The sequence below is a fragment of the Exiguobacterium acetylicum genome (assembly GCF_019890935.1).
Taxonomy (GTDB): Bacteria; Bacillota; Bacilli; order Exiguobacteriales; family Exiguobacteriaceae; genus Exiguobacterium_A; species Exiguobacterium_A abrahamii.
The window spans coordinates 715255-732521 of record NZ_CP082333.1; the positions used below are offsets into that span (position 1 = coordinate 715255).

Here is a 17267-nt window from a genome sequence, read left to right on the forward strand (position 1 = left end):
TTAAGGACGTAAAATCGTTGCCCACGTCTGGACCTGTAGCGTTGCATTTGCCTCAACAGGGAAGGGACGTGGGCGATCTGCCCCTAGCCAAATCCCTCCGATATGTTGATTTTTGATGCCAACGAACCACATGTCCTTATTGTCGTTCGTTGTTCCTGTTTTTCCTCCAATATAGCGCGCAGAGGAATCATATCCTTTGCGTCCCGTTCCATACGTCATGACATTTTTCAAACCAGCCCGTAATTCTCGGTTCGTCTGACTGGACCAAATCCGTTGTTCTTTTTCTTGTGGTCGTTCGACCGTTCCATTCTTAAGCGTAATACTTTTAATCATCGACGCCGGTCGATAGAGCCCATCATTAACGAATACGGTATAGGCGTTTGTCAGTTCATACGGACTGATCCCGTATTGCAACCCACCTAGAGCACTTGTAAAAGCATCATCCTCGCGCGTCCATTGGCTGAACTGGAACGGACGGATCGACTTCAATCCTTCCCGGAAAGAGACAGCAAATGCGCGAATAGCTGGTGTGTTATAGGAGTAAGCAATCGCATCGGCAATCGTTACTTGTCCGAGAATTCGATTTCCGCTATTTGACGGACAGTATCCATCGATACAGACGGGACTACCGTCTAATGTGCTCGATAAGCGGGCTTTCGTCTTCTCAAGGTAAGGACCATAGACAAGTAACGGTTTGATGGCTGAACCAGGTTGTCGGTACGACTGCACTGCTCGGTTGAACTGACCTGTCAAATTCGATTTGTAGCCGACAAGAGCGGTGACCCCGTGTGTTTGTCCGTCGATGCCAACATAAGCACCCTCAATCGGGTTGGGTAGATTGCGAAGAGCTTCCTTAGCCCGTCGTTGTTCTGCTGAGTCGAGATATGTCGAGATGACCGCCCCTTGTTGATGCAGATATTCTGCAGCACGCTTCTCACTCCAACCTTTTTTTTGAGCGGTCATTCGAACCGCAGCTTGAACGGTGGCATCGATATAATCTGGATAAGGGACACTCGGTTTATAGGATCGAGGCGACACACGAGAAATAGCAAAATCTTTCGTCAGTACACGATCGCGTATTAACGCTTGAACGATTCGTTGCTGACGTTTTTTTGTGTTTTCAGGAAAGCGTAGCGGGTCATAAAGAGAAGGATTATTCGGAATTGCTGTCAGAAAACTGATTTCAGACCAACTCAACTCGCGTGCCGGCTTATTGAAATATGATTTTGCGGCAAGTTCAATACCATAAATATTATTCGCGAAATAGGCTTGATTGACATACGCCGTCATCAGTTCTTTTTTTGAATATTTTTGCTCCAAAGACACAGCAATTAACAACTCTTTTATTTTCCTAGTATATGTTTTTTCGTTTGATAGATACGTCATTCTTGCTAGTTGTTGTGTGATCGTACTGCCACCTTGAGATTTAGAATCCGACTGATTTTTTGTAAACGCGCGTAAGATTCCTGTGATGTCATATCCGTCATGTTGATAGAAACGCTGATCTTCGATGGCAACAAACGCTTGCTCGACTTTTTTCGGCAATGTTCGAGGAGTTAGATCATCCCGTCGCAATCCGTCATAGAGCTCGACCCGTTTGTTTTCATAGGTTACGGTGATTGGTTGATAGGAGGTCAGTGGATGTCGCGTCGTCTGTTCATCGGCCCAGAAAAAAAGTGTACGTGCTGTTTTCAACTCATCTTTTATTGAAAATAAGGAAAATAGAAGCATCGTCGCAAGACCAAGTAAGACAAGATATCCTGTAGTAATTCGCATGAGAACTCCTTTCAAAAAGCCATTTCATTCCTATTATCGGTCTTTTATGGAGAAATCAGTAGATTTTTTTTCGATTTTTGTATTTTAATAAACCTATTTTGCAGGAATGTTATATTAAAAAGAGAAAAGATTGGGTATATAGAAGTATCTGTGGATTTTACAACGCGAATTGTCTGAAAAAAAAGAGCATAAATGGAGGGGACGAAATGGCTAAAAAGAATGTCGTTGCGATGTTACTTGCAGGCGGAGAAGGGAAACGTCTGGGAGCTTTAACGAAACATACTGCAAAACCAGCTGTTGCATTTGGAGGAAAGTACCGGATCATTGATTTCCCGCTATCGAACTGTACGAACTCAGGAATCGATACAGTTGGTGTATTGACGCAATATGAACCACTTGAATTAAACCGCTATCTCGGAATCGGGAGTGCATGGGATTTAGATCGACGTAACGGTGGTTTGACGATTCTACCTCCTTACCAGGCGCAAAACGGAAAGAACTGGTATGAAGGAACGGCAAATGCCATTTATCGAAACATGAGTTACATCAACCAATTTGACCCTGACTATGTTCTTGTCTTATCAGGCGATCATATTTATAAAATGGATTATGAACAGATGATTGAAGAGCATCGTCTTGGCGGAGCGGACGTAACAATCTCTGTTCGTGAAGTGCCATGGGAAGAAGCACCACGGTTCGGAATTCTCAACACGGATGATGCTCTCCGGATTAATGAATTCGAAGAAAAACCACAGAATCCAAAATCGAATCTTGCATCGATGGGAATCTACGTCTTTAACTGGGATGTATTAAAACGCCATTTGATTCAAGATGCTGGTGATGCGGAATCAAGCTTTGACTTCGGTAAGAACATCATTCCGAACATGCTCTTTGAAAACCTCAATATTCGTGCTTATAAATTTAAAGGATACTGGAAAGATGTCGGAACGATTCAATCGCTCTGGGAAGCGAATATGGACTTGTTGACGGCAGAACCAGAGTTTGATTTATATGATCCTTCTTGGAAAGTCTATTCGGTCAACCCGAATCAGCAACCACAATATATCGGGAATGCTGCGACAGTCGAGACATCGATCATCAATGAAGGATGCCATATCGAAGGTGAAATCAATCATTCGGTTCTCTTCCATGGTGTCGACGTAGCAGAAGGATCACTCGTCAAAGACTCGGTCATCTTCCCGAACGTCAAAATCGGACGAGACGTCACGATTCATCGGGCGATCTTAGCAGACGGTGTGATCGTAGAAGATGGTGCAACAATCGGCTCTCCAGACGGAGAAGTTTTCGTCATTGAAGCAGACAGCATCGTCAAGAAGAACGAAGTCATCAAAGAAGCGATTCAATAAGGGGGATATTCGGATGAAGGTCGATTTATTAGGTGTCATCAATTTAAGCGGAGAAGAAGGCTTTTTCAAGGAATTGACGGAACATCGTAACTTAGCGGCAGTTCCATTTGCAGGACGTTATCGGTTGATCGATTTTACATTAACGAACATGGTACAAAACGATATCGCAAACATCGGGATTTTTACACTCGAGAAATATCGTGGAATGATGGACCATCTTGGATCGGGTAAAGAGTGGGATCTTGACCGTTCAAACGGTGGACTCTACATCTTCCCGCCTGCATTGTCACAAGATGCGAACGAGTTCCGTGGAGATTTATCGAACTTCCACCTCCACCGTGACTTCTTCCTTCGCAGTAAGGAAAACTATGTCGTCGTTTCTGGTTCAAACATCTTATCTGCGGTAGATTATCGCGATGTGTTACGCGAACATAAAGAATCGAATGCGGACATCACGGTCGTCTATACGAAGCGTGAGCTGCCTTGTAAATACTGCCGTCCGATCCGTTTTGGCGAACAGAATCGCGTGACGGCAATCGGATCACGAGGGTTCCAACCGACGGATGAGACGTTCTACATGGAAACGGTCGTCCTATCGAAGAATCTCTTTGTTCGTTTAATCGATGAAGCAATCGCACGTGGTGAGTACGATTTACTTCAAAGCATCATTCGTTCGCAACTCAATCGCTTGCACGTTCACGGGTATGAGTACCGTGGTACATCACAAGTCATTCATTCGCTTCGTTCGTACTATCGTGAGAGCATGCTGTTACTTGAACAGTGGGGAGCAATCAACGACTTCCAACACGTTTATACGAAAATCAAGCATGAACCACCGACACGTTACTTACCGGGTTCAGCCATCAAGAACTCACTCGTCGCAAACGGTTGTAAGTTAGAAGGCACGACGACGGATAGTATCTTGTTCCGTGGTGTCAAAGTCGGAAAACACGCTCGTGTCAAAAACTCGATCATCATGCAAAAATCAGTCATTGAAGAAGGCGCGGTCGTCGAGTACGCGATTCTCGATAAAGAAGTCACTGTCAAACGCGGTCAAGTCATCCGCGGAACGGCAGAAGAACCAATCGTCATCAAAAAACAAACAATCGTTTAAAGGAGATGTCATTCATGAAGGTATGGTTTGCTGCCACGGAAGCGACACCCTTCATCAAGACAGGGGGGCTAGCTGACGTCGTCGGCTCGCTCCCCTTAGCGCTTGCTGAGGAAGGGGCAGACGTTTCAGTCGTCTTACCCAATTATGGTCAAATCAAGGAACAATACAAATCAGAGATGGAGTTCTTGTTCGACTTCATCGTGCCAGTCGGTTGGCGCCAGCAATTTGGTGCTGTCCTCCGTTTGAAACAAGATGGTGTGACGTTCTATTTCATCGATAATGAGTACTACTTCAAACGGGATGGCGTCATTTATGGACATTACGATGATGCGGAACGGTTTGCGTATTTCTCACGTGCTGTCCTTGAGATGATTCAACATTTGGATCGAAAGGAAGTACCGGACGTCATCCATTGTCACGATTGGCAAACAGGTGTGATTCCAGCGTTCTTACGCATCCATTATCAACATCTTGAGCGCTATCAAGACATTAAAACGGTCTTTACGATTCACAATCTACAATACCAAGGTGTCTTCCCGGAAGAAGTGCTCGGTGACTTACTTGGTTTGAGTCATGAACACTTCACAGCGGATGGGATCGCTCATAATGGACTCGTCAATTACATGAAGGCAGGACTCGTCCACTCCAATCAAATCACGACAGTCAGTCCATCGTACCGTGATGAAATCATGGATCCGTATTACGGTGAGACACTTGAGCCGGTCTTGCAACATCGCGCTGTCGACGTGCGTGGCATCTTGAACGGGATCGACTATCGTCAATTTGATCCTGCGCATGATACGCATCTCGTTGAGACGTATTCCGTTGATACCGTCACGGAAGGAAAAGCAAAAAACAAGGCGGCTTTACAAGAGGAACTAGGTCTCCCGATTAATCCGGACGTACCATTGTTCGGTTTCGTGTCTCGTCTCGTTGACCAAAAGGGAATCGATTTACTCGCGCATATCTTGCCAGACTTGTTCGAACTCGATGCGCAGTTCATCATTCTCGGATCGGGTGAAGCGGAATATGAAGGATTGTTCCATCATGCGACATCGATTCGTCCAGACAAAATCGCTTCTTATATCGGATTCGACGTTGGTCTCGCACAACGGATCTACGCGGGCAGTGATGCCTTCTTGATGCCATCGCGTTTTGAACCGTGTGGTCTCAGTCAGTTGATTTCGATGAAGTATGGCTGTTTACCGGTTGTTCGGGAAACAGGTGGGCTCCGTGATACGGTCAAACCGTTCAATCAATTCACATTAGAAGGAAATGGATTCTCGTTCGCGAATTATAATGCACATGAGTTTTTAGAAGCGATTAAACGTACGATTGAGGTGTATCATGATCGACCGGTCTTTGATCATTTGATTGAGACAGCGATGAATGAGGACTTCAGTTGGTTGCGTTCAGCCGACGAATACTTGGCGTTATATCGTTTGATTGCACCGTCCGCCACTTGATCGTATCACTGGGAAAAGGGGTTACGTCATGTTCAAAGATAAAGAGAAGTTCAAGGAGAGGTTTACGGAACGATTCGTTTCGATGCATGGTAAAGCCATAACGGAAGCAACAGAAAACGATATTTATCAGACACTTGCCTATCTGGTACGCGAGACGGTCACGACCGATTGGTTACGGACGAAGGAAACATATATCCATAAAAAAAGTAAGCAAGTCTATTACTTCTCACTCGAGTTTTTACTCGGACGTTTCCTGCATAACAATCTATTGAGTCTTGATGTCTTAAAGGATGTCGAGCGGGGACTTGAAGAACTCGGATATCAGCTCAGTGATTTGACGGAAGAAGAGCCGGAACCTGGACTTGGGAACGGGGGTCTTGGACGTCTCGCGGCATGTTTCCTTGATTCCCTGGCTGCGCTCGGTCTGCCTGGACACGGGAATGGGATCCGGTATCAGTATGGTCTCTTCAAGCAAAAAATCATCGATGGTTATCAAGTCGAGTTACCGGATAACTGGCTGAAGAACGGGAACATGTGGGAAATCAGACGTTCTGATAAAGCGGTCGATGTGCCATTCGGTGGGCATGTCTGGCTTGAAGAGGTCGGTGATGGGTATCGCGTCCATCATGAGCCGGCTGAAATCGTTCGTGCTGTTCCGTACGACATGCCGATCGTCGGCTATCAAAACAAGGTCGTCAATAACCTGCGACTCTGGAGTGCTGAGTCTCCACTTGATGATGATGAATTACTTAGCCAATACCGTGGGAACTATAAAGATTTACTGGCACATAAACAATCGATTCAGACGATTTCAGAGTTTCTGTATCCGGATGATACAACGTATGAAGGAAAAGAGTTGCGGCTGAAGCAACAATATTTCTTCGTTTCTGCTGGATTACGAAGTATCTTAACGTCCTTTAAAAAGCGAAATCATTCATTGAAGCAACTCGGCAACCATATCGCTATCCATATCAACGATACACATCCGGTCGTCGCGATTCCGGAGTTGATGCGGATTCTTGTCGATGAAGAAGGATTTGGCTGGGAAGAAGCATGGCGCATCACGAAGAGTGTCATGTCGTTTACGAACCACACGTTACTGTCAGAAGCACTCGAGCGCTGGCCGATCGATTTGTTCCGTCGCTTATTACCGCGCATCTACCTCATCATCGAGGAAATCAACCGACGCTTCTGTAAGGATGTGCTTGCGAACTATCCACACATGGAAGCGCATATGCGAGATATCGCCATCATCGCGGATGACCGGATCAACATGGCGAACCTGGCTGTCGTCGGCACGCATTCGACGAATGGAGTCGCACAGATTCATACTGAGATTCTGAAGCAGCGCGAGATGCGCTTATTTTATGAGATGTTTCCGCTTCGCTTTAACAATAAGACGAACGGAATTACACATCGTCGCTGGTTCCTCTCATCAAACCCAGCACTGGCAAATCGTGTGACAGAAGCAATCGGGGATGGTTGGATTCAGCATCCGTCTGATTTGCAAAAGTTGACGAAATGGGCAGAGGATGCAGCGTTACAGAAGGACATCGCTGAGATCAAACTTCAGCGTAAAGAAGAATTAGCATTGCTCATTGAAAAAGAAACCGGTATCGTCGTGGATCCGACCTCGATTTTTGATGTTCAAGTCAAACGATTGCATGCGTACAAACGCCAACTCTTAAATGCATTACACATTCATTCGCTTTACTATCGTCTGAAGGAAGACCGTTCCTTCACGATGACACCGCGGACATTCATCTTTGGTGCAAAGGCTGCGCCAGGCTATCATTATGCAAAAGAAGTCATTCGTTATATCAATGCGTTAGCTCGCTTGATCAATCAGGATCCAGACGTCAGTCCATACTTGAAAGTCGTCTTCCTAGAAAACTATCGTGTATCGCTTGCTGAGAAGATTTTCCCGGCAAGTGATGTCAGTGAACAGATTTCGACTGCAAGTTATGAAGCCTCTGGAACCGGCAACATGAAATTCATGATGAATGGCGCCTTGACGATCGGAACGCTTGACGGAGCGAACATCGAAATTCGAGACGAGGTCGGGGATGCGAACATCTTCATCTTCGGCTTAACACCACAGGAAGTCATGAATTATAAGCAGTACGGTGGTTACAGTGCATACGATCAGTACAGTGCCCAACCCGAGCTACGACGGATCATCGATAGTCTCGTCGATGGAACATTATTTGCTCCAGGTGAATTCCAAGCGATTTACGATTCATTATTGACGTATAATGATGAGTATCTGATCCTGAAAGACTTCATGTCGTATCAACAAGCGCAAGAACGAATCGATCGGATGTATCAGCAACCAGAAGAATGGTATAAACGCGTCATTCTTAATATTGCACGGTCAGGTGTGTTCTCAAGTGACCGAACGATTAAAGAGTATGCGAATGCGATTTGGAACATCAAACCGATTCAACTCTGAACAAAAAGACACTGACAGATGTTTCTGTCAGTGTCTGATGTTTACGAACGGGAGACATCTTCACCACGGCTGACCCAATCACTATAAGAGCCGGCGTAAAGCCGGACGTCGGTTTTCCCGAGTGAATGGAGAGCGATGACATTGACACACGCTGTCACACCACTTCCACAATAAAGAATGGGTGCCGTGACCGGTAGGATGTCGGCGTACAGTTCTTTCAAATCTTCCGCGTCCCGTAAGCGACCATCTGGTGAAAGTGCTTGTTCAAAGAAACAATTCACGGCACCTGGAATGTGACCGGCGACGTGATCGAGTGGTTCGATTTCTCCACGGTATCGATCAGGTGCACGGGAATCGATGATCATCGTTTCTGTCAGCTGATCTTTCAGCTCTTCGAACGAGACGAGCATCTCATCTTGAAAACGAGGCGCGTACTGAGACGGTTCATAAGTAGGAACATCGTCCGTGACCGGAAGATCGAACGCTAGGTAAGAGGAGAATCCGCCCTCAAGGACGACGACACGCTCATGTCCGATCCATTTAAATAACCACCACGCACGAGCTGCATACGGAAAACCATCGTCATACAAGACGACGAAGTCTTCCGGTGTCACACCATGCTGTTCCAGTGTGTGTTGCCACGCTTCTTTTGAAGGAAGCGGATGCCGACCGCCGACCTCATCGACGGGACCGGAAAGGTCAGTCGTTAAATCCAGGTGCTGTGCACCTTCGACGTGTTGTTCCAAGAAAGCATTTCGTCCATATTCAGGTTGTTGCAAGTCATATCGGCAGTCAAACCAGCGAATCTGATCCGTTCGGACGAGCTGTTGAAGATCTGCCATTTGAATCGTAGGAAACATGCCTCATCACCTTACCCTTTCTAGTGTTAATCATATGAAAGGTATCGCTTCATCGCAAGTCTTACCCTCATTCAAAAAGGAGTCGATTTACCATGTCATGGAAAGAAACCTATCAAAAATGGGATCAGTTCGCTGATTTAGACAGTACATTAAAAGAAGAGTTAGTCACGTTAGCAACGGATGAAAAAGCAGCTGAAGAAGCATTTTATAAAGAACTCGAGTTCGGAACAGGTGGTATGCGTGGGGAAATCGGTGTCGGGACGAACCGGATGAACGTATATACGGTCCGAAAAGCATCACAAGGGTTCGCGGCATTCATTAAGGCGTCGGGGGAAGAAGCGGCAGCAAAAGGAATCGTCATCGCACACGATTCACGCCATTTCTCACCAGAATTTGCGCTAGAGGCGGCACGTACGCTCGCAAGCAACGGCATCAAAGCGTATCTGTTCGACGGTCTACGTCCGACACCGGAACTTTCGTTTGCGGTTCGGTCTTTACAAGCGGCGGGCGGGATCGTCATCACGGCGAGTCACAACCCACCAGAGTACAATGGCTACAAAGTATACGGGGATGACGGTGGACAACTTCCGCCAAAAGAAGCAGATGAACTCGTTTCTTATGTCAGCCAAATCGAAGATGAGCTATCGATTGAACTGGAACAAGAAGAAGTCCTTCGCGCGAACGGTTTGATCGTCCGTGTCGGAGAAGAGCTCGACGAAGCGTATCAAGACAAATTACAAACGATTCGTGTTTTACCTTCGATTCAATCGGAATTAGCGGATCCACTTAAAATTGTCTTCACACCACTTCACGGAACAGGTCTTGTGCCGGTAACAGAAGGCTTGAAACGGTATGGATTCGAACATGTGACAGTCGTTAAGGAGCAAGCGGAACCAGACGGTGCGTTCCCGACCGTGACGTCGCCGAACCCGGAAGAACATGCTGCCTTTAAACTGGCGATCGAATATGGTGACCGGACAGATGCCGACATCTTGATTGCGACGGATCCAGATGCTGACCGTGTCGGAGTCGCAACACGTGATGCCGACGGAGAATGGACAGTCCTGACAGGGAATCAGACGGGCGCGTTATTGCTCGACTACATCCTTTCACAAAAAGCGGCGCAAGGAACACTGCCAGCGAACGGATTCGTCGCGAAGACGATCGTTACGTCAGAACTGGGTGCATTGATTGCGCGTCATTATGATCTCCATGTCGAGAACACATTGACAGGCTTTAAGTTCATCGGGGAAAAAATCAAACAATACAATGCATCGGGTCAATATGAGTATCTCTTCGGATACGAGGAGAGCTATGGTTACCTCATCGGTGACTTCTGCCGAGACAAGGATGCCGTCCAAGCGTGCTTGTTAGCTGCTGAGATGGCTGCGTACCATAAGAAAGAAGGACGGACGCTCTATGAGGCATTACAGGCGATTTACGAGCAGTTCGGGTACTTCGAAGAGTCACTCCGCTCTCTAACGCTCAAAGGGAAGGATGGCGTGGCACAGATCGGGCGTATCATGGATACGTTCCGTGAGAATCCGCCAAAACAAGTGGCTGGAGAACAGGTCGTCTTATTCGAGGACTATGATGCGAGCATCGCCCACGATTTGAAGACGCATCAACCTTCACCAATTAACTTGCCAAAATCCAACGTACTGAAGTTTACGCTCAGCGATGGATCGTGGTTCTGCCTTCGTCCATCGGGTACGGAACCAAAAATCAAATTCTACTTCAGCGTCACGTCACCAGATGCTGCTGAGACGACACGGAAACGTCAGCAGATCGAAGATGAAGTCATGCAAGAAGTCGAACAAATTCAATAAGTCCCATGCAGGATCACGTCATCGACGGGGTCCTGTTTTTTTGTCTGAGAGCATCAAAAAGTGAAATCCGTGCAACCGGTACCATTTTGGGGTACAGTAAATGAGATAGAGTTTATACGATAGAGGAGTGGAAGATAGATGGAACGGATTCAACTAACAGAAGATTTATCATTCTCACGCATCATTCATGGTTTATGGCGATTGAATGAATGGGAGATGACGAAAGAAGAGCGGCTTGAATTGATTGAAGCATGCCTTGCTTTAGGGATTACGACATTTGATCACGCGGATATCTATGGTGACTACACGAATGAACGCTTATTCGGAGAAGCACTTGCTTTAAAACCGGAGTTACGTGACCGAATGGAGATCGTTACGAAGACGGGCATCAAGATGAAAGGGAATCATTTCTCGGATCAGTCGCTGTCATTCTACGATACGACGAAAGAGCATATCATCAAACAGGTGAACCGTTCTCTTCAAGAACTTGGTGTCGAGTACGTGGATACGTTGTTGATTCACCGTCCAGATCCATTGATGGACCCGAACGAGATTGCTGAAGCATTCGTAGAGTTGAAGGACGCAGGAAAGGTACGGACATTTGGTCTCTCGAACCATACACCTGCGCAACAAAGTCTGATTCAGTCGCGCTTACCATTCATGCTCGTGACGAACCAACTCGAGTTGTCGGTTTCTGAACTGAAACATTTCGAGGACGGATCCGTTGATCTCTGTCATGAAAATGAGATGCCGTTAATGGCATGGAGTCCACTTGCGGGCGGTCGTCTCTTCAAAGACGAGCAATATGCACCGTTACGCGAAAAATTAGCTGAGATTGCAGAGACAATCGGGGCAGAGGAAATCGACGAAGTCGCATATGCATGGTTGCTTAAACATCCAGCACGTATCATGCCAATCGTTGGTTCGGGTAAGATTGAACGCATCGAATCTGCGGTTCGTTCGACGAAATTATCGTTGACACGCGAGCAGTGGTTTGAGATTTTGAAGGCATCACGTGGTCGTGACGTCGATTAAGTGGTTTTGAGACAGAAACGAATCGATTCGTACGTGTGCCATTAATAAAATAAAGTGAGAGGTTCGTTTCTGATATATCATCCGGAAGCGATCCTTTCTTTCGTTTATGAATAGAGTGTTCTTCTCATTTAAAAATAAACAAAAAAAGCCCCATCTCAAGGGGGAGGAGAGATGGGGGATCTATGAGGTTAAGCTTCTAAGCGAAGCATCTCCTGACGGTATTTATCTAAACGATCTTTACTTGCTGACATGGCAGCTTGGTCATTGGCTTGAATCGCATCGAAGAGCGTACTGAGCTCATAATCGATTTCGAGACGTAGCACTGGAATTCGCTGCTCTGCATCTTGTCTACGGAAAGCTTCAATTACTTGTTTCATCTCGGCCACGCTCCTTTGTAAGTTGTCAGATAATTCTGATTTTTATTAGTATACTTGATTATTCCCGGATTGCCTAGTGCTAAACCTAAAAAAATCTAAAAAAACACACTTGAAATCCTGACGGTTCCAAGTGTGGAAAATTCATTCTGGAATGCTGAATCGTGCCTCTAAGCGATGTTGCACACTTTGAATGAGTGTTGACATGATCCAGTAAATCGCAGCTGAGAATAGCAGCAACGGCATGACGAGATACGTCGTCGCTGAAATCTGGTCAGAGACATATGTCAATTCTTCAACAGCAACAATCGTACCGAGTGATGTCGACTTGATGATATCGATGACAGAGTTCGAAAGCGGTGGAATCGCTCGAGATAATGCTTGCGGCAAGATGACATCCTTGAATGTCTTACGACGCGGAATACCGAGCGAATCAGCGGCTTCCCATTGTCCGCGATCGACAGAGGAGATGGCAGCGCGGAACGATTCTGAGATATACGCAGAAAAGTGAAGCGATAAGCCGAAGGCGAGAGCTTGGAATCCAGTCAATTGAAGGACAACAAGACCATTGTATAAAATCAGGATTTGTAACAGCAATGGTGTTCCTCGGAAGAAGGAGACGTATAAACGTGCAAAACCGCTAAAGACGGCAAGGCGGCTATCACGCATGACGGCAAGAATCAACCCGAGAATAAGCGCAAAGACGATGGCGAGACCACTTGCTAGAAGGGTCGTACCAATCGCCTTTGCGTAGACGTCCGAGTTATCCCGGACGATCGTCAGTAATTCACTCACTTACTGATATCCTCGTTGAAGTACTTCTCACCGATTTTTGCAAGAGTGCCGTCTTCTTGCATCTCAGCGAGTGCTTTATTGAAGTCTTCTGTATACTTGCTGTTTTTTGCCATCATGAAGCCTGATTCGTTCTTGTCGAACGTCTCACCGACCGCTTTGACTTTATAGCCTGCTTTCTTCAGCTCCGTTAAAACGAAGAGACGATCGTTCATAGCAGCATCAACACGACCTGCTTCAAGATCTTTTAAGACTTGGTTCGCACCTTTGTAGTATTTCACTTTCGCGCCAGCTTCTTCAGCCGTCTTCGCGTAAAGTGAACCTTGTGTCGAACCGACTGTCTTTCCTTTTAAGTCGTCGAGTGTTTTGATGTCGTTCGTTTTATTGTTGACGATGATCGTTGAACCAGAGACCGTATACGCATCAGAGAAAGCGTATTTTTCTTGGCGCTCAGGCGTGATTCCCATTTGGTTCGCGATGACATCGATTCGTTTTGAATCGAGTGCTGGGATGAGTCCTTTGAAGTCCATCGCTTTGTAATCGACTTTATAGCCGGCACGTTTTGCGACTTCGTTCATGACGTCTACGTCATAACCTGTCAATTTTCCTTTTTCTTTATACGTGAAAGGTGGGTACGTTGCTTCTGTACCGACTGTAATGACTTTTGACTCTTTATCAGAACCTGCGTTGTCGTTCGAAGCGCCGCATGCTGCAAGCACCCCCGCTGTCGATAATGCTGCTACAGCTAATTTCAAACCGTGTTTCATAGCGCTCTCTCCTTTATAAATAAATGATTTCAATTCCTAGTTTTCGAATAGGATTAATTTTAAGCTACAAGCAGTATCATACAAAGTTACAGGAACGTCTGTCAATAAAAAAGACTGCCCTTAAAAGGACAGTCTGAAACATCGGAACTGATTAATGATGCGATTAACGGATTGTTGCTTCTGTTGAAGCATCGAAGAAGTGTGCTTTCGTCATATCAAAGAAAAGATCAAGCTGCGATCCCATCTCGACGTGTGAACGAGAATCAACACGTGCCGTGAACGCTTGTTGCCCGACTTTTGAGTAGAGGTAAGACTCTGCACCCATCAATTCGGAGACTTCGATATGTGCTGGGAAGCGGTGTGCAGTTTTCGTATCTTGGTAGATCAATTCCGCATGAATGTCTTCTGGACGAATTCCGAGGACGAGATCCTTGTTCGTGTAACCACGGTCGCGGAGAACTTTCATTTTTCCTTCTGGTACTTCGAACTTCTCTTCTGTTCCTGAAACATGGAAGAGACCGTCTTCTGCTAATTTACCTGTCAAGAAGTTCATCGATGGTGAACCGATGAATCCAGCGACGAACATGTTATCCGGGTGATCATAGACTTCTTTCGGCGTACCGACTTGTTGAATGATACCCGCTTTCATGATGACGATTCGTGTCGCAAGCGTCATCGCTTCCGTCTGATCGTGTGTAACGTAAATCGTCGTCGTCTCAAGACGTTTGTGTAACTGAATGATTTCCTTACGCATTTGTACACGTAATTTAGCATCTAAGTTCGAGAGTGGCTCATCCATCAAGAAGACTTTAGCATCACGAACGATGGCGCGACCAATCGCTACCCGTTGACGCTGACCACCAGAAAGTGCTTTTGGCTTCCGCTCGAGGTATTCTTCAAGACCAAGGATACGAGCTGCGTTATCGACGCGTTGCTTGATTTCATCTTTTGGGAACTTCCGAAGCTTTAATCCGAACGCCATGTTATCGAAGACGTTCATGTGTGGATACAGCGCGTAGTTTTGGAAGACCATCGCGATATCGCGATCTTTTGGCGCTACATCGTTCATGCGTTTACCGTCGATGATGAAATCCCCACCTGAGATTTCTTCGAGCCCAGCGATCATCCGGAGCGTCGTTGATTTACCGCAACCTGATGGTCCGACGAAAACGATGAATTCTTTATCTTTAATGTGGAGGTTGAAGTCATCAACCGCTTTTGCATCACCTGAGTAGATTTTATCGATATGTTCAAGACGAATTTCAGCCATGTGTAGTTCCCCCTAATGTAAATGATGAAATAATAACGCTTACAAGATTCAGTATAAAAGAAGTCAGGGAGTCTGCCTATGGACAACCTGACTAAATGCAAACGTTTTCAATTAGGCATCATGCTACAAGAAGTAAGGTATAGAGGAAAGTAGCGCCTTCAAATGAGCGAACATCGATTCCAGTCTGCTCCGTCAACCGGTCGAGTCGATACTGGAGGCTATTTCGATGTAAGAATAGATGTTTTGCTGTCAGGGAGACGTTCAAATTAGCTCGACAAAAAGCAAGGATCGTCTCACGAGACTCTGGCTCGAGTAAACGGATGAACTGATCGACGAGTGTCGCGCGGTGCCGGTCATCTAGACTTGCAAGACGGATCATGGCAGGCAAGAAACGTTCGATTTGCATCGAAGGAACGAAAGCAAGCGCTGCTTGTTCAAGTTGGAACTGAACGGCGATATCACCTGCAGCACGTTGTTGACCAAGCAATACCTTACCGTCGAGTACAAAATCAGATTGTAATGCTAAAAATAAATCGGATAGTTCGGACTCAATGACAAACTCTTCGCGTTCAACGACCGTGAAGCGGTGTGTGCTAAAAGGAATAAGGATGCTCGTCTGCGAAAAGAAAGAGGAGAGCAATTGTTGAATTTCTTCACTTGTCCGTTCATCGGTTGGATTGAACAAAAAATGGACAAGTCGGAACGACTGATCTTCGAGGGCATGAGCAGATTGGATACGCTCTCGCCATAGATCGATATCAGACCGCGACGTCGTAATGATGCGTTCAGCGAATACATCAAGCAGTTGTTGTTCACGGTCAGAGATGGCAGTCGCCTTGATTCCAAAACAGAGTCCATCTTCAAGGCGATATACGCTATACTGTTCCTGGCAATAAACATTCGGATCGGTCGTAAGCTGGTCATTGAATACAGTCATCAGTTGTCGTAACAAACGGCATCACTCCTAAATCGTACATAACTATCTCGACTTTACCATAAGTCGAAAATCGGAAGGAATGATAACTTATGTCAGATACGTTTTTACTCGTATTGAAACTTGTTGGAATCATCGTCATTGGGGCCCTGATTGGCGCAGTCACGAATCATCTAGCGATTCGGATGTTATTTCGACCACTTGAACCGAAATACATCGGAAAATTTCGCGTACCCTTTACGCCGGGTCTGATTCCTAAACGGCGGGATGAACTGGCAGCGAATCTCGGACGGACGGTCGTCAAGCATCTATTGACGCCAGAAGGGATCGGGAAACGTCTCGCATCACCAGCTGTTCGTGGAGCCGTCACGCGGCTTGTCGAACAAGAAGTCATGAAATGGACACGCTCGGAAGAGACGACGGAAGCGTGGATTAGTCGCTTCATCGACGAACCCAAACAACGGATCCAAGGGAAAATCAGTTATCACTTGGAGCAGGAGTTTTCGCTCCTCATGGGTAAATGGCGTGAAAAATCCTTACGCGAGTTGATTGGGGAAGCCGGAGAACAAAAAATCGAGGAGGTCATGCCAAGACTCGTCACATCCGTATTGCACCAAGCAGAGGAATATTTTGATGGACCAGAAGGACGTCTACAACTCGAGGAAACGGTTGCTCGTTTCATTCAACAGCGTCTCGGGGGTGGGATGTTCGGGATGTTGCTCGCGAACGTCAACGTCGTTGATATGATTCAGCCGGAGCTGAAACGGGTACTTCAATCAGAGTCGACGTCTCAGTTCATCCTTGCCTTATTACGTCAGGAATGGCAAAAGGGACTGGATCGTCCACTGTCGTCTTATATGACAGAAGAGACGGAGTCACGGATTCGACAGACCGTCAAAGAACAAGTCTTGGCGCGTTTACCGATTGAATCGATGCTTGCTACACCATTACGCGTCTGGTTGAATCCACTCGAAGCACAATTACTCGAGCAACATGTCCCTGTCGTCATCGATCATCTATTCGAACGGACGACGAATCAAATCGGGCAAATCTTGCAGACACTCGATCTCGAAACGATTGTTCGAGAAGAGGTCGGTTTGCTGGATACTGCATATCTCGAGGAAATCGTCTTATCGATTTCTAAGCGAGAATTCCGGGCTATCACTTGGCTTGGAGGGTTGTTAGGTGGTTTAATTGGATTGATACAGGCGGGGCTTTATCTCGTCTAAAC

The 17267-nt window shown here is 46.2% G+C and carries 14 protein-coding genes; 7 read left to right on the top strand and 7 right to left on the bottom strand.

Annotated elements, in window-relative coordinates; translation table 11 throughout:
• Positions 1–1776, bottom strand: a complete 1776-nt coding sequence (locus tag K7G97_RS03760; protein WP_223041400.1) for a transglycosylase domain-containing protein — start codon at positions 1774–1776, stop codon at positions 1–3.
• 206 nt (positions 1777–1982) lie between these two features.
• Between K7G97_RS03760 and K7G97_RS03765 the strand changes: the two genes are divergently transcribed.
• The 4 genes from K7G97_RS03765 to K7G97_RS03780 are packed head-to-tail and all read left to right on the top strand — an operon-like array spanning position 1983 to position 8175.
• Positions 1983–3143 (top strand): glucose-1-phosphate adenylyltransferase, encoded by a 1161-nt coding sequence (locus K7G97_RS03765; RefSeq protein WP_223041401.1) that lies wholly within the window; start codon positions 1983–1985, stop codon positions 3141–3143.
• Positions 3144–3156: 13 nt separating this feature from the next.
• Positions 3157–4257: a glucose-1-phosphate adenylyltransferase subunit GlgD gene (gene glgD / locus K7G97_RS03770; protein ID WP_035409446.1), complete on the top strand. Its 1101-nt coding sequence runs from the start codon at positions 3157–3159 to the stop codon at positions 4255–4257.
• A 14-nt stretch (positions 4258–4271) separates the two neighbouring features.
• A complete protein-coding gene (glgA, locus tag K7G97_RS03775) occupies positions 4272–5723 on the top strand; it encodes a glycogen synthase GlgA (RefSeq protein WP_223041402.1) in 1452 nt (483 codons plus the stop codon).
• 28 nt (positions 5724–5751) lie between these two features.
• Positions 5752–8175 (top strand): glycogen/starch/alpha-glucan phosphorylase, encoded by a 2424-nt coding sequence (locus tag K7G97_RS03780; RefSeq protein WP_223041403.1) that lies wholly within the window; start codon positions 5752–5754, stop codon positions 8173–8175.
• Between the two features lie 41 nt (positions 8176–8216).
• On the opposite strand, the gene K7G97_RS03785 is transcribed toward K7G97_RS03780, so the two are convergent.
• A complete protein-coding gene (locus K7G97_RS03785; protein ID WP_223041404.1) occupies positions 8217–9035 on the bottom strand; it encodes a sulfurtransferase in 819 nt (272 codons plus the stop codon).
• Between the two features lie 92 nt (positions 9036–9127).
• On the opposite strand from K7G97_RS03785, the gene K7G97_RS03790 reads away from it, so the two are divergent.
• A complete protein-coding gene (locus K7G97_RS03790; RefSeq protein ID WP_223041405.1) occupies positions 9128–10864 on the top strand; it encodes a phospho-sugar mutase in 1737 nt (578 codons plus the stop codon).
• Between the two features lie 138 nt (positions 10865–11002).
• Entirely contained in the window at positions 11003–11899 is an 897-nt protein-coding gene (locus tag K7G97_RS03795) for an aldo/keto reductase (protein WP_058265034.1), read from the top strand.
• 188 nt (positions 11900–12087) lie between these two features.
• Here the strand turns inward: K7G97_RS03795 and K7G97_RS03800 are convergent, their stop codons facing one another.
• From K7G97_RS03800 to K7G97_RS03820, 5 genes are all read right to left on the bottom strand, one after another.
• Entirely contained in the window at positions 12088–12276 is a 189-nt protein-coding gene (locus K7G97_RS03800; RefSeq protein ID WP_023467331.1) for a hypothetical protein, read from the bottom strand.
• A 141-nt stretch (positions 12277–12417) separates the two neighbouring features.
• A complete protein-coding gene (locus K7G97_RS03805; RefSeq protein WP_023467332.1) occupies positions 12418–13068 on the bottom strand; it encodes an amino acid ABC transporter permease in 651 nt (216 codons plus the stop codon).
• Complete coding sequence (locus tag K7G97_RS03810; protein ID WP_047396216.1) at positions 13065–13832, bottom strand: transporter substrate-binding domain-containing protein; 768 nt, start codon at positions 13830–13832, stop codon at positions 13065–13067. Before K7G97_RS03810 ends, K7G97_RS03805 begins: the two co-directional genes overlap by 4 nt.
• 163 nt (positions 13833–13995) lie before the next feature.
• Positions 13996–15102, bottom strand: coding sequence for an ABC transporter ATP-binding protein (locus K7G97_RS03815; protein ID WP_035409428.1), 1107 nt, complete (start codon positions 15100–15102; stop codon positions 13996–13998).
• Between the two features lie 118 nt (positions 15103–15220).
• Entirely contained in the window at positions 15221–16054 is an 834-nt protein-coding gene (locus K7G97_RS03820; protein ID WP_058265035.1) for a PucR family transcriptional regulator, read from the bottom strand.
• 74 nt (positions 16055–16128) lie between these two features.
• Between K7G97_RS03820 and K7G97_RS03825 the strand changes: the two genes are divergently transcribed.
• Complete coding sequence (locus K7G97_RS03825; RefSeq protein ID WP_223041406.1) at positions 16129–17265, top strand: DUF445 family protein; 1137 nt, start codon at positions 16129–16131, stop codon at positions 17263–17265.
• Positions 17266–17267: the final 2 nt, after the last annotated feature.